At 63.3% G+C, this 18,346-nt stretch carries 12 protein-coding genes; 6 read left to right on the top strand and 6 right to left on the bottom strand.

The window, feature by feature from the left end; genetic code table 11:
• The gene (locus tag M8523_RS08710) at positions 1-882 is read right to left on the bottom strand and encodes a transporter (protein WP_282584445.1); all 882 of its coding nucleotides are present in this window, start codon (positions 880-882) and stop codon (positions 1-3) included.
• 207 nt (positions 883-1,089) lie between these two features.
• On the opposite strand from M8523_RS08710, the gene M8523_RS08705 reads away from it, so the two are divergent.
• Positions 1,090-3,600 (top strand): GcvT family protein, encoded by a 2,511-nt coding sequence (locus tag M8523_RS08705; RefSeq protein WP_282584444.1) that lies wholly within the window; start codon positions 1,090-1,092, stop codon positions 3,598-3,600.
• Positions 3,601-3,825: 225 nt separating this feature from the next.
• Positions 3,826-4,272: a hypothetical protein gene (locus M8523_RS08700; RefSeq protein ID WP_282584443.1), complete on the top strand. Its 447-nt coding sequence runs from the start codon at positions 3,826-3,828 to the stop codon at positions 4,270-4,272.
• 129 nt (positions 4,273-4,401) lie between these two features.
• Here M8523_RS08700 and M8523_RS08695 read toward each other — a convergent pair whose 3' ends face one another.
• Positions 4,402-5,409, bottom strand: coding sequence for a sensor histidine kinase (locus M8523_RS08695; RefSeq protein ID WP_282584442.1), 1,008 nt, complete (start codon positions 5,407-5,409; stop codon positions 4,402-4,404).
• Between the two features lie 684 nt (positions 5,410-6,093).
• Between M8523_RS08695 and gltB the strand changes: the two genes are divergently transcribed.
• Both gltB and M8523_RS08685 read left to right on the top strand, forming a co-directional pair.
• Positions 6,094-10,824 carry a glutamate synthase large subunit gene (gltB, locus tag M8523_RS08690; protein WP_428350171.1) on the top strand — a complete coding sequence of 1,577 codons (4,731 nt, stop codon included), beginning with the start codon at positions 6,094-6,096 and terminating at the stop codon, positions 10,822-10,824.
• Positions 10,825-12,243 carry a glutamate synthase subunit beta gene (locus tag M8523_RS08685; protein ID WP_282584441.1) on the top strand — a complete coding sequence of 473 codons (1,419 nt, stop codon included), beginning with the start codon at positions 10,825-10,827 and terminating at the stop codon, positions 12,241-12,243.
• Between the two features lie 207 nt (positions 12,244-12,450).
• Here the strand turns inward: M8523_RS08685 and M8523_RS08680 are convergent, their stop codons facing one another.
• Both M8523_RS08680 and M8523_RS08675 read right to left on the bottom strand, forming a co-directional pair.
• On the bottom strand, positions 12,451-13,671 hold the full coding sequence (locus tag M8523_RS08680; protein ID WP_282584440.1) for an SGNH/GDSL hydrolase family protein: 1,221 nt from the start codon (positions 13,669-13,671) through the stop codon (positions 12,451-12,453).
• Positions 13,672-13,722: 51 nt separating this feature from the next.
• Positions 13,723-14,790: a lytic murein transglycosylase gene (locus tag M8523_RS08675; RefSeq protein WP_282584439.1), complete on the bottom strand. Its 1,068-nt coding sequence runs from the start codon at positions 14,788-14,790 to the stop codon at positions 13,723-13,725.
• 242 nt (positions 14,791-15,032) lie between these two features.
• Here M8523_RS08675 and M8523_RS08670 point away from each other — a divergent pair, with 242 nt between their 5' ends.
• Positions 15,033-16,559: an outer membrane beta-barrel protein gene (locus M8523_RS08670; RefSeq protein WP_282584438.1), complete on the top strand. Its 1,527-nt coding sequence runs from the start codon at positions 15,033-15,035 to the stop codon at positions 16,557-16,559.
• A 5-nt stretch (positions 16,560-16,564) separates the two neighbouring features.
• Here M8523_RS08670 and M8523_RS08665 read toward each other — a convergent pair whose 3' ends face one another.
• Positions 16,565-16,948, bottom strand: coding sequence for a hypothetical protein (locus M8523_RS08665; protein ID WP_282584437.1), 384 nt, complete (start codon positions 16,946-16,948; stop codon positions 16,565-16,567).
• A 194-nt stretch (positions 16,949-17,142) separates the two neighbouring features.
• On the opposite strand from M8523_RS08665, the gene M8523_RS08660 reads away from it, so the two are divergent.
• On the top strand, positions 17,143-17,541 hold the full coding sequence (locus tag M8523_RS08660) for a PRC-barrel domain-containing protein (protein WP_282584436.1): 399 nt from the start codon (positions 17,143-17,145) through the stop codon (positions 17,539-17,541).
• Positions 17,542-17,584: 43 nt separating this feature from the next.
• On the opposite strand, the gene M8523_RS08655 is transcribed toward M8523_RS08660, so the two are convergent.
• Positions 17,585-18,235 (bottom strand): DUF1345 domain-containing protein, encoded by a 651-nt coding sequence (locus M8523_RS08655; protein ID WP_282584435.1) that lies wholly within the window; start codon positions 18,233-18,235, stop codon positions 17,585-17,587.
• Positions 18,236-18,346 lie beyond the last annotated feature (111 nt).

Raw genomic sequence — 18,346 nt, 5'->3', positions numbered from 1 at the left:
TCAGAACCGATGCGCGATGCCGCTATAGAGCTGATAATCGGGCGCGCCGCGGTTGAGGCCGATGTTGGCGCCGATATCGAGCTGGGTGTTGGTCTCGACCAGATAGGCGAGCGCGAGGTCGAACGTATAGATGTCGGGCGCATGCGGCTCGGTGGTGACCGATGAATAGAGTTCGGCGTAGGACGTCAGGTCCTTGATCCCCGGAACGGGACGACTGACGTTGACGATGTTCGTGAAGTTTACATGCGTGCCAGGACCGTTGACATTGGCGAGCGCGTCGACCTCGGTCTGCAGCGTCACCCCAAAGTCTTGGGGCAGCTTGAGCGCCAAAGGCGCGATCACTCCGCCTTCGACCTGCCCGGCCGTGATGTTGGCGGTACCGCCCGGCACGATGAGATAGGGTGCGAGCGCGAAGGCAACCTTGCCGCCATCGTTGCCGGTCAGGTTGAACTTGGTGGTCAACGTCACATCGCCGAAGCCGCGGCCCTTGGCCACCACGGCGCCGCTCGCATTGTCGGTCGTGCGGAGATCGTTGAAGCCCCCGAACGCGACCTCGAAATCCATGAAGCTGGTGACGCCGAGCTTCAGGACAGGATCGAGCGCCTGAGTGGTGCGCGTCGTCATGCCGTCCTGATTGGCGAAGGTGTGATTGATGAAGTCGCTTTCGATCTGAAACCGCCCTGCATCGACCGTTGTCGGGCCGATCGAACGGGCCGGACGATCAGGCGCGAAATCCCGCAAGGCGGAATCCGGCGTCGGGGACACGATGCTGTAGAGGCTCTTGTCGGGTTGGGTTTCGGCACCAGAGGCCGTCTCGCCGACGGCGACCCACCCGATCCACACCCCAGCAATCAACAGGCCCAACAGGCGACGATGAGGCATAGCAGTCCTTTGGTGTGCCAGTCGGACGACGCAAATTTTGTGCGCCCGCGCAAGTCGCGATCAGGACCTCCCTGATTTATCTCAAACCCTGTCGTCCGGACGCCACCGGCGACGCTTCCGAGACAGGGCAAGTCGGGGCATAACGAGCGCCAAGCGCGGCGCTCCGCGACAAGGCTTGAGAGCTGTAACCAACGACGGACGATTGAAATGCGGACCCATGCGCGTGTGGTGGTGATCGGCGGCGGGGTCGTCGGCGTCTCGACCCTGTATCACCTCGTCAAGAAGGGCGTAACTGACGCGGTGCTGGTCGAGCGTAAGGAATTGACCTCCGGCTCGACTTGGCACGCCGCCGGTCTGCTGCCGCTTTTCAACGTCAGTTACTCGGTCGGTCAGATCCACAAATATTCGGTGGCGCTCTACAAGCGGCTCGGCGCCGAGGTCGGGCTCGATGTCGGCATTCGGCCCGTGTCGAATATCCGGCTCGCCCGTACGCAGGACCGGCTCGACGAATACAATTACTACACGGGCGTCGCCCGAACGATCGGCGGCGTCGACGTCAAGTTCCTGACGCCCGAAGAGGTCAAGGAGATCTGGCCGCTCTGCGAGACCGAAGGTCTGCTGGGCGCCATCCAGCACCCGGAGGATGGCTACATCCAGCCCGCCGACCTGACCCAGGCCTTGGCACGTGGCGCCCGCAACGGCGGGGGCGAGATCAATCGCAACACGACCGTGACGGCCATCGAAAAACTGCCGTCGGGCGAGTGGAAGGTCGTGACCGACAAGGGGGACATTGTGTGTGAGCACGTCGTCTCATGCTCGGGCAATTTCGCCCGCAAAACCGGCGCCATGGTGGGACTCAAGGTGCCGGTCATCCCGGTCGAGCATCAGTATATCGTGACCGAGCCGCACCCCGCCATTCTGGAACGGAAGCGCCAGGGCCTGCCCGAGATGGGCGTGCTCCGCGAATCGGACTCGTCCTGGTACATGCGTGAGGAGGCGGGTGGGCTTCTGCTGGGGCCCTATGAGCACGGCGCACCCGTGTGCTACGTCGACGGTCCCTCCGATGAAAGCGAATACGAGCTGTTCCAGGAGGATCTGGAACGCCTCATGCCGCATATCGAGACGGCGATCGAGCGGGTTCCCGCCTTCGGCGAAGTCGGCATCAAGAAGGTCTATAACGGGGCCATCGCGTACACGCCGGACGGCTCGCCCATCGTCGGGCCCGCGCCGGGCGTCAAGAATTTCTGGTTGAACGAAGGCCATTCTTTCGGCGTAACGGCGGCCGGTGGCGCCGGCTGGCAGCTCGCGGAATGGATCGTCGAGGGTGAACCGACGATCGACATGCTGGGCGTCGATCCGCGCCGCTTCGGCACTTACGCGTCGCAAGGCTATCTCATCGAGAAGAATGAGGAGGCCTATGCAAAGGTCTTTTCGATCCACTATCCGGACGAGGAACGCGCGGTAGCCCGGCCCTTACGCCAGACGCCCTGCTACGATCGCATGAAGGCGCTCGGCGCCGTGTTCGGATCGGTCTACGGCTGGGAGCGGCCGGCGTGGTTCGCGCCCGAGGGCTACAGCCTCTCGGCCGAAGAATTGAACAAGCCGCAGGTTCTGCTCAACGAGAACCACCCGCCGGAGGTCGACAGTGCCAAACCGCGCGAGAAGTGGAGTTTTCGGCGCTCGAACTACTTCGAATTCGTCGGCGCCGAATGCAAGAACGTGCATGAGAATGTCGGTCTGCAGGACATGTCGGCCTTCGCCAAATGTGAAGTCTCCGGCCCGGGCGCGGCAGCCTGGCTCGACTCGATCCTGACGAACCGCATTCCGAAAGCCGTCAACCGCGTCACCCTCACCTATCTGCTGACCAAGAAGGGCGGCGTGCGGGCCGAATTCACGTTGACCCGCACGGGACCGGAGCGCTTCTATCTTGTCTCGGCCGGCGCGCTCGAAGCGCATGACCACGACACCCTGCGCAAGCTGATGCCGACGGATGGCAGCGTCACGCTTACACCGGTCACGACGCAATATGGCGTGCTGGTGCTGGCCGGCCCGCGATCACGGGACGTGCTGGCCAAGGTCGCCGACATCGACGTGTCCGACAAAGCCTTCCCGTGGCTTACAGGCCGACATGTTTCTGTGGGGGCCGCGGGCTGCCTGTGCCTTCGGGTGAACTTCGTAGGTGAACTCGGCTACGAGTTCCACCACCCGATCGAAATGCAGAACTACATCTTCGACAAGCTGATGGCGGCGGGGGCGGAGTTCGGCATCAAGCCATTTGGCATCAAGGCCATGGACTCACTGCGGCTGGAGAAATCCTACAAATATGTCGGTCGCGAATTGTCGATCGAATATGCGGGTCTCGAATCCGGTCTCGACCGGTTCATCGACATGAAGAAGGATTTTCTGGGCAAGGAGGCGCTGCTTGCCTGGCAGGCGCAGGGGTTCAAGAACAAGACCGTCACGCTCGAACTGCATGGGATCACCGATACAGATGCGCGTGGATCGGAACCTGTTACGATCAACGGTCAACCGGCAGGGCGAACGACCTCGGGTGGGTTCGGCTGGCGCATCGGCAAATCTCTCGCGCTCGCCATGGTCAGTCCCGAACATGCCGCCGTAGGCACCGAGCTGGAGGTCACGGTGCTGGGTCAGATCAAGAAGGCGGTGGTGCTTGGAGAAAGCCCGTTCGACCCGGACAATCAACGCCTCCGGAGCTGAGATCGACAATTTATCACAAGTCCGTGACAGCGATCACGATTTGTTAACCATGATGGTTAAACATCGTCAGGTCGGAGATGCTCCGGTCGGCCGCCCACACACTGAAGCCGGTCGATCGAGAGCGGAAACCATGTCGTTGTGACGTGGGGCGACGCCAGGGATGCGGCGTCGCAGGTCGGTGTTAAGCCGGTCGTCGTCTTCGAGTGTCCCGCCGGGTGATCGTCGATGCCGTCGTCGCCGTCCTTTCCTTCCTACAACACCTTTTGCCGCCCCGCCGGTCTCGCGGCCGACCCTCTCGGCGATCTGCGCCGAGACATGATGGTCTGGGCAGAACCCGTGATCGCCGATTGCATCGGTGAGGCCTATGGCGACTATGAACTGGGCGCGGCGTTCCGGAGCCTGATTTCAACCCATCATCGCCGCTTGTGGCGGGCTCTCATTCTCGAGAACCGCCCCTTGATCGAGCAGGTTCGCGACGAGCTCACACGCGACCTGCTACGGGTCGGCATCCAAGCCGATGTCGTCGAGGACATCGACAATTCCATCATGGAAGAGCTGATGGACATCGTGTTCAAGCGCTTCCGCTCCTCGCGCGAAGCCGCCAAGGGATTCAGCCTCGTGCTCCTCTCAGCGGCCTCGAACATCGGCGCCTCTCGCCCGCTCGCGGCCTGATCGGCGCGTTCCCGACCGAGGCGCCACCCCCCTCCCAGGAAGCGACGGTGCCGCGTTCGGGTTCAGTCGTCCCGTGAGGATTGCCGGACCCAGTCGTTGCGGGTCCGGACGGCTCCGACAGGCCGGATTTCAGAAGAATTTAGGAATCTCGGATCGGCTGATGGGTCTTCCACTGAGCACGAACGATGCCGGGATCCGGAGAGACCATTGCAGACCGCTCGGCGCGAATGTCAGACTGACGCTCCCGTCGAGCGCGCTCGCCGCGACGCGCTCCACGACCTTCCGGCCGAAACCCTGGCGACGCGGCGGCGCTACAGCCGGGCCCCCAAACTCATTCCAGGTGATGCGTAAGCGGCGATCGTGCTCTTCCGACTCTTCGATGCCCCAGGTGACATCGACCTGACCGTCCTGGTTCGACAACGCACCATACCGAATGGCATTCGTGGCCAGTTCATTCAGGGCAAGGCCGATGTTCTGAGCCGCTTCCGGCTTCACGAAGACGGACTCGCCGTGCAGGATGACGCGGGTGCGGAACTGTTCGAACGCATCGCCAAATTGGCCCTTGATGAGTTCCTCGATATGCGCGCCGTGCCAATCCTGCGCTGCCAACAATTCATGGGATGCTGCCAGGCCTCGCAAACGTAGCGAGAGGCGCCGTTCGAAATCCTCAGCCGTGAGGCTGTCTTTCACGGTCTGCCGTGCCATGGCCTGGATGATCGCAAGCAGGTTCTTCGACCGGTGGGTAATTTCGCGCAAAAGCATGTGCAGATGGATGTCATGCAGCTTCTGGTCGGTGATGTCGCGAGCGGTACCGATCACTTCGCTGACGGTGCCATTCTCATCGCGAAACACGCGGCTCCGTGCGGAGATCCAGCGCTCCCGCCCGTCATCGAGGCGGCGCATCCGAAATTCGAAATCGTCCTCGCCGATCCCCTCCCCATTGAAGATCCCCCGGAACAGCCGATCGAGGGGCGTCCGATCGTCTGCATGGATGGAGGAAAGAAAATCCTCGATCTCCGGCTGGTGATCCGGCTCAATCCCCAAAATACTTGCGATCCGGATGTCCCAGGACAGCTTGCGCTTAGCGGGAGACCAACTCCAGACCCCGGTGTTGTCCGCCGCCAAGACAAGTGACACTCGCTCCGCATGAATATTCGGCGGAGTCATCTCGGTAGGTTGTGGCGTCGTCAGAGATGCTGTGTCGCCAGACGTCGTCAAAGCGCAAACCCCGTCCGGGGAGAGCTGGCCAGAAATCTCGGCAATCCACCAAGCTCGCCAACCGAACTCCCGGGAGTGAAGGCCCTCGTCCCAGACACGTCACATGGACAAGCCTGCCTATCCCCCTGGTTCCCAAATCCGCGATGCACGCCGCACTTCATCGGGGCTCAACTCACTCTCACCTGCCAACACACGCGAACGAGTTTGTTTGGCGTCGAACGACCGCCAGCTGTTCACTCCGTGACAAGCAGGCCGAAACCTACTCACAACATTGGATGCAAGCCAAAGTTCCCCTGGCCGTAAAATTTGCGAGGTGGACAGACTCCGACAGGTCCGCAGGCAGCGCCGCTCCGGCCCGCCTATCTAAACCGGTTCGGGTGGGACCTTCTGGCTTTCCGCCGAGCGACGCCAGCGCACAAGAACCTGAACGATTGGGAGCGAACGCGTCGGCGCTCACTTGAACGATTCAAGACTTTCTGTAAATGTCATGCACGGAAAATAGGACAGTCTCGCTGACCATTTGGAAACTGCCGGGCGCTTGGGTTTGCGCGCGGAACGGTCGTACGGCTGTCTGTGCCAAAAAGGGGGAGGTCGGTCATGGACATGAGCGACAATAACGGCAGCGTGTCGGCGGCAGGATCGTACGGGGCCTCGGCCCGTGCGACGGCCACCTATCGTCCAATGATCGATCCCGCTTTGCCGAAAGCGCAAGGGCTTTATGACCCGACGCGCGAGCACGATGCCTGCGGGGTCGGTTTCGTGGCCGACATGAAGAATCGCAAGTCGAACGACATCGTCGGGATGGGCCTGCAGATTCTGGCGAACCTCGATCATCGCGGCGCCGTGGGCGCGGACCAGCATGCCGGGGACGGTTGCGGCATGCTGGTGCAGATCCCGCATGGCTTCTTCAAGGCGGAGAGTGCGAAGCTCGGCTTCGACCTGCCAGAGCCGGGTCAATACGCGGTCGGCTTCTTCTTCATGCCGCGCAACCCTGAAGGGCGGCGTATCGTCGAGGAGATTGTCGCGGAATCGTGCAAGCGCGAAGGGCAGAAGCTCGTCGGCTGGCGCGACGTGCCGACCGATCCGACGGTCCTGGGCGACAGCGTGCGCCCGCATGCGCCAGCCTGTGTGCAGGTCTTTGTCGGTCGTGGCGACGGAATCGCCGACGACACGATCTTCGAGCGTCGCCTGTTCATTCTGCGCAAGGTCATTTCCGGCGTCGTGCACAACCTCGACGATGCGCGCGTGAGCGGGTTCTATCCCGTCTCATTGTCGTGCCGGACGGTCGTCTACAAGGGCTTGTTGCTCGCGACCCGGCTCGGCCAGTTCTATCCCGACCTGCTCGATCCATCCTTCGAGTCGGCCATGGCCCTCGTCCACCAGCGGTTCTCGACCAACACGTTCCCGTCGTGGTCGCTCGCCCACCCCTATCGGATGGTCGCGCACAACGGCGAGATCAACACCTTGCGCGGCAACGTCAACTGGATGGCGGCGCGCCAGGCGAGCGTGGAATCGCCGCTCTTCGGCGATGACATCTACAAGCTCTGGCCGATCTCCTATGAGGGCCAGTCGGATACGGCCTGTTTCGACAATGCTCTCGAATTCTTGGTCGAGGGCGGCTATTCACTGTCGCACGCCATGATGATGCTGATCCCGGAAGCCTGGGCCGGCAATCCGCTGATGGACGAGAGCCGGCGCGCTTTCTACGAATATCACGCTTCGATGATGGAGCCGTGGGACGGCCCGGCCGCCGTCGCTTTCACCGATGGCCGGCAGATCGGCGCGACGCTCGACCGCAATGGTCTGCGTCCTGCCCGCTATCTCGTGACCGACGACGATCTCGTGGTGATGGCGTCGGAATCCGGCACGCTGCCGATCCCCGAGAGCAAGATCGTCACCAAGTGGCGGCTGCAGCCCGGCAAGATGCTGCTCGTCGATCTCGAACAGGGCCGCATCATCTCGGACGACGAGGTGAAGAGCCAGATCGCGGCTTCGCATCCCTATCGGTCCTGGGTCGAGCGCACGCAGATCGTGCTCGAAGAGTTGCAGCCGGTGGAAGCCCGCGCGGCGCGCACCGACGTGCCGATTCTCGACAAGCAGCAGGCCTTCGGCTACTCGCGCGAAGACCTGTCGACCTTGCTCGCGCCAATGGCCGCACGCGGCGAGGAAGCCACCGGGTCCATGGGCACCGACACGCCGATCGCGGCGCTCTCGGACAAGCCGAAGCTGCTCTACAACTACTTCAAGCAGAACTTCGCGCAGGTCACGAACCCGCCGATCGACCCGATCCGCGAGGAACTCGTGATGAGCCTCGTGTCCTTCATCGGACCGCGGCCCAACATCTTCGATATCGAGGGCAATTCGCGCCGCAAGCGGCTGGAGGTCCGGCAGCCGATCCTCACCAACGACGATCTCGAAAAGATCCGCTGCATCTCGTTCTTCGAGGATGCGTTCGACACGAAGACGCTCGACATCACCTATTCGGTGAAGCACGGCGCCGCCGGCATGGAAGAGAGCCTGAAGCGGCTTTGCGACCGGGCCGAGGCGGCCGTCGACGGCGGCTACAACATCATCATCCTGTCGGATCGCATGATGGGGCCGGATCGGATCCCGATCCCGGCGCTGCTCGCCACGGCGGCCGTGCATCATCACCTCATCCGCAAGGGCTTACGGACCTCGGTCGGCCTCGTCGTCGAGACCGGGGAAGCGCGTGAAGTGCATCACTTCGCCTGCCTCGCCGGCTATGGCGCAGAAGCCATCAACCCCTATCTGGCCTTCGAGAGCCTGAAGGTGCTGGCCAAGGATTTTCCCGAGGAGGTGAAGGAAGCCGAGGCGGTCAAGCGCTACATCAAGTCGATCGACAAGGGCCTCCTCAAGGTCATGTCGAAGATGGGCATTTCGACCTACCAGTCCTATTGCGGCGCCCAAATCTTCGACGCCATCGGCTTGAGCGACGCCTTCGTGGCGCGCTACTTCACCGGCACGCATACGATGATCTCCGGGATCGGCCTCAGCGAGGTTGCGGACGAAGCTGTGCGGCGACACACCGACGCGTTCGGCGAGAACCCGATCTACCGCACCGCGCTCGATGTCGGCGGCGACTATGCCTATCGCGTGCGCGGCGAGGCCCATAGCTGGACCCCTCAGACCGTATCGCTGCTGCAGCATGCCGTCCGTGGCAATTCGCGCGATCAATATCGCGCTTATGCCAAGCTTCTGAACGAGCAGGATGAGCGGCTGCTGACCATCCGGGGCCTCTTCAAGTTGAAGACGGCGGAAGAGGACGGCCGTCAGGCCGCACCGCTGGAGGAGGTCGAATCCGTCGCGTCGATCGTCAAGCGCTTCTCGACCGGGGCCATGTCGTTCGGCTCGATTTCGCGCGAGGCGCATACGACGCTCGCTATCGCCATGAACCGGATCGGCGGCAAGTCCAACACGGGTGAAGGCGGCGAGGAATCGGATCGCTTCACGCCAATGCCCAATGGCGATTCCATGCGCTCGGCCATCAAGCAGGTGGCCTCGGGCCGGTTCGGCGTCACGGCGGAATATCTCGTCAATTCCGACATCATGCAGATCAAGATGGCACAGGGCGCGAAGCCCGGTGAAGGCGGTCAGTTGCCCGGCCACAAGGTCGACGCCACAATCGCCAAGGTGCGCCATTCTACGCCGGGCGTCGGCCTTATCTCGCCGCCGCCCCATCACGACATCTACTCGATCGAGGATCTGGCGCAGCTCATCTACGACCTGAAGAACGTCAACCCGGACGGTAAGGTCTCTGTGAAGCTCGTCTCCGAGATCGGCGTCGGCACGGTGGCCGCAGGTGTCTCCAAGGCGCGTGCCGACCATGTAACGATCGCGGGTTTCGAGGGCGGCACGGGGGCTTCGCCCCTGACCTCCATCAAGCACGCTGGCTCCCCCTGGGAGATCGGCCTCGCCGAAACCCAGCAGACGCTGGTGCTGAACCGCCTGCGTTCGCGCATCACGGTGCAGGTCGATGGCGGCCTCCGGACGGGGCGCGACATCGTCATCGGGGCCCTACTTGGTGCCGACGAATTCGGCTGCGCGACCGCGCCACTGATTGCGGCCGGCTGCATCATGATGCGCAAATGCCACCTGAACACCTGCCCCGTCGGCGTCGCGACGCAGGACCCGGTGCTGCGCAAGAAGTTCGTTGGCCAGCCCGAGCATGTGATCAACTTCTTCTTCTTCGTGGCTGAGGAAGTGCGCGAGATCATGGCCACCATGGGGTACCGCACCTTCGACGAGATGGTGGGTCAGATCCAGATGCTCGACCGCGATGCGGCACTTCAGCACTGGAAGGCCAATGGTCTCGATTTCGGCAAGCTGTTCCATCGGCCGGAGGTGACGGAAGGCGACAGCATCCGCCACACCGAGGCGCAGAACCACAACCTCGGCAGGGTGCTCGATCAGACGTTGATCGAGAAGAGCGCCGCGGCTTTGTCCGACAAGACGCCTGTGCGGATCGAGCTTCCAATCCGGAATTATGACCGCACGACGGGCGCGATGCTCTCCGGCGCGATCGCCCGAAAGTACGGCCATGCCGGCCTGCCGGACGGCACGATCCACATCAAGCTGAGCGGCACGGCTGGCCAAAGCTTCGGGGCATTTGCGGCCCGGGGCGTGACGCTGGAGCTCGAAGGGGAAGCCAACGACTATGTCGGCAAGGGACTCTCGGGGGGGCGGCTGATCGTCTATCCCTCACGCGAGGCCAAGCAGATCGTGCCCGAACAGTCGATCATCGTCGGCAATACGGTGCTGTATGGTGCCATCGCGGGCGAATGCTTCTTCCGCGGCATCGCGGGCGAGCGCTTCGCCGTGCGCAACTCGGGCGCGACCGCTGTCGTCGAGGGCACGGGCGACCATGGCTGCGAATATATGACGGGCGGCGTCGTCGTCGTGCTCGGGCCGACCGGCCGCAACTTCGCGGCCGGGATGTCGGGAGGCATCGCCTACGTGCTCGACGAGGACGGTGGCTTCGCCAAGAAATGCAACATGTCGATGGTGGAACTGGAATCGGTGCCGGCCGAACTGTCGGTGGCCGAACGCCAGTTCCATGAAACCAACGACCTGAGCCACATCGATCACGTCCGCATCGCCAGCAACATGACGAAGCACGACGAACGCCGGCTGCATCACCTCGTCCACACCCATGCCAAGCTGACGGGTTCGGCGCGGGCCAGGGCCATCCTGGCCGACTGGGACAGCACCCTGCCGAAATTCAAGAAGGTGATGCCGGTCGAATATCGGCGCGCCCTCTCCGAACTGATTTCAGAATTCGAAGACGAGCCGGTGCTCGCGGCTGCGGGGGAATAAATGGGGAAGGTCACCGGTTTTCTCGAAATCGATCGACGGGACCGGCGCTATGCGCCGGCCTCGGATCGAATCCGCGGCTATAAGGAATTCGTGATCCCGCTGTCCGAACAGGCCACTCGGGAACAGGGTGCGCGCTGCATGGATTGCGGCATCCCCTATTGTCACAACGGTTGCCCCGTGAATAACCAGATCCCTGACTGGAACGATCTGGTGTATCGCGGCAATTGGCAGGAAGCGTCCCGCAACCTGCATTCCACCAACAATTTTCCGGAATTCACCGGCCGCATCTGCCCCGCGCCCTGCGAGGCCTCCTGCACGCTGAACCTCAACGACGCCGCCGTCACGATCAAAACGATCGAGAACGCCATCGCGGACAAGGCTTGGGCGGAGGGCTGGATCAAGCCCGAGCCGGCCTCGACCAAGACCGGCAAATCGGTCGCCGTCATCGGTTCCGGTCCAGCCGGTCTTGCCTGCGCGCAGCAACTCGCCCGGGCCGGTCATGACGTGCATGTCTATGAGAAGAACCAGAAGCCCGGCGGGCTGCTGCGCTACGGCATCCCCGAGTTCAAACTCGAGAAGCGCCATGTCGACCGCCGGGTCGAGCAAATGAAGGCCGAGGGGGTCACCTTCCATTGCGGAGTCCACGTCGGCATCGACGTGGCGGCGGCCGAACTCCTGGCAAAATACGACGCCGTCGTTCTCGCAGGCGGTGCGGAAAAGCCGCGCGATCTGCCGGTACCGGGCCGTGACCTGCGCGGCGTGCATTATGCGATGGAGTTCTTGCCACAGCAGAACCGTCGTCTCGGCAAGGAGCCGCTGAAGACCAACGACCCCATTCTGGCCCACGGCAAGCATGTGGTGGTGATCGGCGGCGGCGACACGGGCTCTGACTGCATCGGCACCTCGATCCGCCAGGGCGCACTTTCGGTCACCCAGCTCGAAATCATGCCCGAGCCGCCCGGCAAGGAGAACAAACTGCTGACCTGGCCCGATTGGCCGCTAAAGATGAGAACCTCGTCGAGCCAGGAGGAAGGCGCCAACCGCGACTTCGCCGTCAATACACGACAGATCAAGGGCCAGGACGGCGTCGTCACCGAAATCGAATGTGTGCGGGTCGATCACAAATTCCAGCCTGTACCCGGCTCGGAATTTCCCCTCAAGGCCGATCTCGTGCTTCTGGCCATGGGCTTCGTCTCGCCCGTGCGGGAAGGCTTGCTCGAGCAATTGGGTGTGGCGCTGGATGGTCGCGGCAATGTGCAGGCCGACATGAAGGCCTACAGGTCCTCCGTCGACAAGGTGTTCACCTGTGGCGACATGCGACGCGGCCAGTCCCTTGTTGTTTGGGCTATCCGCGAAGGCAGGCAGGCCGCTCATGCGGTCGACACGCATCTCATGGGATCGACGACGCTGCCGCGGTGAAGAGGTTTCCGAATCTTGACTGGCTTCTAGGCAGGAGCCACCAATTTTATGCATAGGTGCCTTGCGTTTATGCAGCATCCATGCTTTGAAGTTTGGGCTTGATGAGCCATCGGAGAATGGCAGCTCAAGTCTAGGGGGGTCGATGGTATGGGCATGAGCGCACGGCGCTCGTGCCCATACGCATTTATCGACATGCCGATCCGCGCTTTATCGATCGTTCAGCCCGGACCAGCCGAAATCGTCGGTGCGTCCGGTATGAGCCGAGGGTGCCTCCTCGCGCGTGGAACTCGCCGGTCGCAAACCCTTAACCGAGTCAGGCGTAAGCAGCGATCCATCGCTCGCCATGGGGGCACCCGTCAGGGCAAGCACCGGACCCGTCCGCGAGGTCGCTGAAGGCCCGGCGGTTCCGGCCGATTCAGGCGACAGCTTGGCGTTGCCGACCGGCAGACCGGCCTCGCGTCTTATCTGCGCGTTGACATCGATCGCCAGAGCCTGGTCGAACACATCGGGGTTGGCATCGGGAACGACAGCCAACTGCCGTGTGGCGCGCGATCGATCCTGGATGCGGCTGAGGTCCGCCGTCACGAAGCTGGCAAGTTTTCGCGCGCCCGCCCGTGTGAAATTCCAGCCGTTGGTCCAGCGCAATGTGGCCGGGCGACCGTTCACATCCGGACCCGTGGTGCTGAAATCCCCGTTTTCGTCGGCGAAAGCTTGCCACGCATCAATGAAGGTCGCGCCAGCCCGGACGGCTCGATCCCGGAGGATTTCGTTGATGGCGGCATAGAGCCGGGCATCCTCCGGGTCGCGCACAATCGGCAGACCGACCCAAATCAGCGGAATATGCCGGTCGCGAAAGGCGGCCGCAAAAAGCTCGACGCGATCCCCATAGAGCTGGCGCCAGGCCGGAGTGCCCGGATCCTGACGCTCACCATGGCCGTCGCGAAGCGGGACACGATCATCGCCACCCATCATCACGACGGCAGCATCGATCCGACCCACCTGGGCCAGTGCCGCCTCGACAGACCGGCCCCAGCCATCGGTCTCCGGGGTCGTCACGCCGCTGCCGTCGCTGGTCCGGTCGAGCGTCACGCGACCCGGCGCTGGGCCATCGGGATCCGCCAAGCCACGGGCAAGCGCGGCCCCGAACGCATCCCCAAATACCGCGACGACGAAGCTCGACGGCGTCACATCCTCCGACGAGGGGCGTCGGGTCGTCACGGCCGGTTGCCGGCTTTCCCCAGCCGTCTGCCTCGAGGGAGCGCGCGGCTTGGGGCGAACCTGGCGTGGCGCCCCCGGGGACTTCGGTGGATCGTTCAGCCAAAAGCGGACCATAGGGTCCTGTTGCTCGGCCGAAAGGAGATGGGGGGCGGCCACCAGCCCCATCGCCACGCCGGTCAGCCACGATCGCCAGTGCCGCCCTGGTTTCATTCACCGACCCGCCTGTAGCCGTACGGCGAAATTATAACGAAGCGCCTCGGATTAGTCCCGGGCGAAGCGCTTCCGCGACATCGGCGCCTGTCCGGCAACGGGCCAGGGCGCGGTGAGTGGCCCCCATCCGGCGATACGATCTCCCAGCAGCGACACGCCGAGCGCGTAGGACACGGAGTTGTTGTAACTCTTGATGACCTTGAAATTCTTGGTGACCAGAAAGGCCGGACCTTCGCGTCCACCCGGCATCAGCAGCGTCCCGAGTCCGCTGTCCGGCATCTCGCCGCCATCCGCCCGCCTCACCCCGCGCGCTGCCCAAGTCGCAAAACTCGCACCTGTCCCGTTGGCTTCAGGCCGCGTGTCCGGCAGGCGTACTTCGTAGCCCCAGGTGTCGCCAGGCACCCAGCCATGCTTGTGGAGGTAGTTGGCTGTCGAGCCGATCGCATCGGGGACGCTCGTCCAGATGTCGCGCCGCCCATCGCCGTCGAAATCGACCGCATAGGATTTGAAGCTCGACGGCATGAACTGGGTCTGCCCCATGGCGCCGGCCCAGGAGCCCATCATATGGGCAGGATCGGTGTGTCCCGCCTGAAGGATACCGAGCGCGGCCAATAGTTCGGAGCGGAAATAGGTGCCGCGATAATGCGCGTAGGCGAGTGTCGCGAGCGAACGGATGACGTAGTCGTTGCCCGCAAATGCCCCAAAATTGGTTTCGAGGCCCCAGACACCCATGATGACATAGCGGTCGACGCCGTAGGTCTTCTCGGCGCGGACGAGCCAGGGCGCCCATTGCTTGTACTGGCTGGTCCCGGTCGCGATGCGCTTGTCCGAGACGGCACTGGTCAGATATTGCCCGACCGTCTTGGTGAATTCGGCCTGTTTCTTCGTCTTGGCGATCACCTCGGGATCTGGCACGACACCCGCGAAGGCGGCCTCGAAGGTCGCGCGCGAGATGCCGCGTGCATGGGCGGCGGGCCAGAGATCTGCCACGAAGGCGGAAAAGCTCCCGTCCCGCGACGCGGAGGCCAGGGCCGCGACCGGCACCGTGGCGTCGATGAGGGCGGCGCCGAGACCTATGGCGCAAGCACGCCGTCCCGGCGACATGGGACCTTCTTGCATGGATGATGATCCTCGTCCTTGGCTCTGCCCAAGCATCCTGACGCAAGAGAGTTTCGGCTTTGTTTACCACGCGGTGAGCACGGCATGATCCCGCCCGGGAGGCCGGACCCTAACGGGACATTAACCATACACGGTTAGACATCCTTAATGATCTTCCCGAACCGCGGGACCCCTTGAGCAGCACCGTGCCCCGATCGGCGTTCAGCCGCCCGCGTTCAGGCCCCATGATGTGGACGGCCGCGATGGGAATTGCCGTAGGGGCTTGCCTGTGCGTGCCGGCGGCTGCCCAGGACGCTGACCCGGCTTTCTCGGAGGGTGGGAGCTTCGGCGGAATGCGTGGCACGGTCGATGCCACCGGAACTGGGACGGGCCTCAACGGTTTCACGCCGCCACAGGGGTCGAATGTCACCAGTGCCGCGCCTCAGGCCGCACAAGGCGCGCGGGCCGAAAAGCTCCGCCTGGCTAAGCTGCGCAATGCCGCTCTTCCCAATCGCTATCCCGTGGGGTTGGCGCCGCTGCAGAGCTATCCCCGCGCGATCCGGCGCCAGGGCGGCCAGTTGCCGGACGGGCCGCCGAGTCCAACGGTCGCAGCCCTCCCTGTCCCCTTGCGCCGCACGTTCGCGGCGGATCCCGCGCCCTTTGCGCCTGTCGGCTACGACGTCGCGTCCGTGCGTGTCTTCCCCTATGTCCAGCAGAGCCTCGGCTACGACAGCAACCCCGAGCAGGTCTCGTCCAACATCAAAGCCTCGCCCTACAGCCGCACCGAAGGAGGTCTGCAAATCCAGTCCAACTGGGCCGCCTACGAGCTCAAGGGAACGCTCTACGGCGCTTACGACGACTTTTTCGAGAACCGGAACGCAAATCGCCCGGATGCGAACGGCGTCGTCGATTTCACCATCGACGCCACACGGGACACGAAGATCGACACGGAGGCTCGTTTCAACATCGACACCCAGCGGCCGGGTTCCCCGGAACTGAACGTCGATGTGGTCGGGCGCCCGCTGGTGGAAGCTTTTGGCGGGACCTTCGGGGTCACCCAAGCGTTCGGGCGCTTTTCGGTCGGCATGCATGGACTGATCGATCGCACCACTTATGACAATGGCGTTCTCAGCAACGGGCACGTGGTCGATCTCGCCTACCAAAATGTGACGGATTACGGCACCAAGCTACGCCTGGGCTACGACCTGAAGCCAGGGCTGCAGCCCTTCGTAGAGGTGGGCTACGACACGCGCGTGCACGATGCCACAATCGACCCGTTCACCTATCGCCGCGATTCAGACGGTGTCGGAGCGCGGGCCGGAGCGAGCTTCGAATTCTTTCCCCAACTCACCGGCACGGCTTCGGCAGGCTATGCGGCGCGTTTCTACGACGATGTCCGTCTGCGAAACCTGACCGGGCCAACGGGTGACGTGTCGCTGATCTGGGCCGCGACGCCGCTGACGACCCTGACGCTGAACGGCGCCACGAGCTTCAACGAGACGACCGCTGTCGGTGCCTCAGGCATCGAAGCCAGGTCGATCGGCGTGGTGCTATCGCATGCACTTTTCCGGTATCTCACACTGACGGGCGCGGTGATCTACCAGAACAACGATTACATCGGGGCGCCGATCGTCGAGAACACGCTGACCGAAAGCCTCAAGGCCGAATATCACCTCTCGCGCTCCCTCGTCCTGACCGGAACCCTCTCGCACCAGCGTCTGACCAGCACCGTGGCCGGGTCCGACTACACGCAGAACGTGGCCTTGCTGGGCCTGCGGTTCCAGCACTGACGGGGTCAAGCCGCCCGCAGCGGCAGACTGTCCACCTGCACATCGACCTTGACGGTCTTGCCGCTGACCGAGCAGGCCAACCGGCCATCGACGCGTTGTCCGTTCGGACCATCGCTGAACGTGAAGGGGGCCGAGAAGGTCTTGGACTGTCCAGACGGACCCGACGTAAAGGCGATCGACGGGCGCGGGGCGAAAACGAGATCCGTGGGCGAAAATCCCCGGCTGATCAGGTCCTCACGCGCCGGCGGCGTACAAAGTTCGACCAGCCTATCGCGGCCGACTGCGGCGTAGAACAGCCGGCCATCGTTCCACAGCATGTCGCCGAAGAAGCCCGCCGCGAGCAAAATGCCGCCGAGGAGAATGGCACCGAACAGCTTGACGAAGAACATGGGATCCGACCATAGGCAATCCGCGACGACACCGAATGCTGCGCATGCGATCCAATGCCGTCGCTTTCAGGCATATCGTCACCGCAATCCGGTGTCACAAGCCCGCCCGTTCCACCCATCTATTGGGGCGGGCCATGGGCCGCGCGACACGCGTGCGGCCGTTCCACGTCAAAGCCCCATTCAAGGAGTTTCGGATGCGTCGTGCCATCCTGGTTGTTTCTTTCGCTCTGCTGGGCTCGCTGGTCCAAGTCGAGTCCTCACAGGCCCAGACTCCGGCGGCCCCGAGCTTCGTGCCCGTTCCCGACAATGCGATCCTGAGTTCGAACGTCACCGGACTCGGCATCTACAACAGCGCAAATCAAAAGGTCGGCGAGATCAAGGATGTCGTGATCGAATCGGGTCGGCTTGCCGGCTACGTTCTCTCCGTAGGCGGCTTTCTTGGCATCGGCACCCGTCATGTGGTCGTGGCCCCGGCGGGTCTGATCATCTCCTATGACCCCAAGGCCAAGGGCTGGCGCGCCAAGATCGACGCCACCAAGGAGCAACTGAAGGCTGCGCCCGCTTTCCTCTATGAGGATCGCTGGGCCCGGTAGGCCAATCAAGGCGGGGTCCCGGCAACCGAACCCCGCCTGCGCTTCAGTGTCCGGCGAGCCCCGCCGCTATATTGATGGCCAGAGCCAGCACGGCCGTGTTGAAGAAGAACGAATACACCGCCTGAGCGGTCACGATCCGCCGCATGCGCCGGGATTCGACGCCCGTATCCGAGGTTTGCGCGGTCGCGCCGATCGAGACGGTGAAATAGACGAAATCCCAGAAGTCGGGTTCCTCGGTTCCGGTGAATTTAAGGCCGCCTCGCGCTTCACCGTCCTGCTCGCCAAAATAGATATGCGTGTAATGCACCGCGAAGATCATCTGCATGAAGGCCCATGACAGGATCATCGTGGTCGCGGCCAAGATCACGTCCGGCACCTTCGATCCGGATGCTGACGGCGCGCCGTAGAGCAATGCCGCGATACCGCCGAAACTCGCGGCCGTCGCGGCCATGCCGATCAACAGGATGACCCACGCACTGTCATCGAGTGCCGAAGCCTGCCGGCGCGTTTTTTCAGGGGTCGCGCGCGACATCTGCCAGGAGATGAGAGCCATGTAGACCGCCGTTCCGGTGCACCAGGCCGTGAGCGCCTTCTCTCCGATCGCCAGATGGTCGGGGAGAGCCAGAGCCAGCAGGGCGGCCCCGACGAACGAGAAGATCAGTCGCGGCCGGAGAAAAATGGCGTCGAAGGACATGGTGGCGGGGTTCCGAAGGAAGGCCGGGTGGCCAGGACGTAGCCCAAGCCTCCATGGCGTACCAGTTTCGCATGGCTCGCCCCATTCCCGAGCAGGCTGCATCAAACGGAA

The organism is Lichenifustis flavocetrariae (assembly GCF_026130545.1).
Lineage (GTDB): Bacteria > Pseudomonadota > Alphaproteobacteria > Rhizobiales > Beijerinckiaceae > Lichenihabitans > Lichenihabitans flavocetrariae.
Note: the sequence above shows the minus strand (reverse complement) of the source record. Positions and strands in the feature narration are given on the sequence as shown.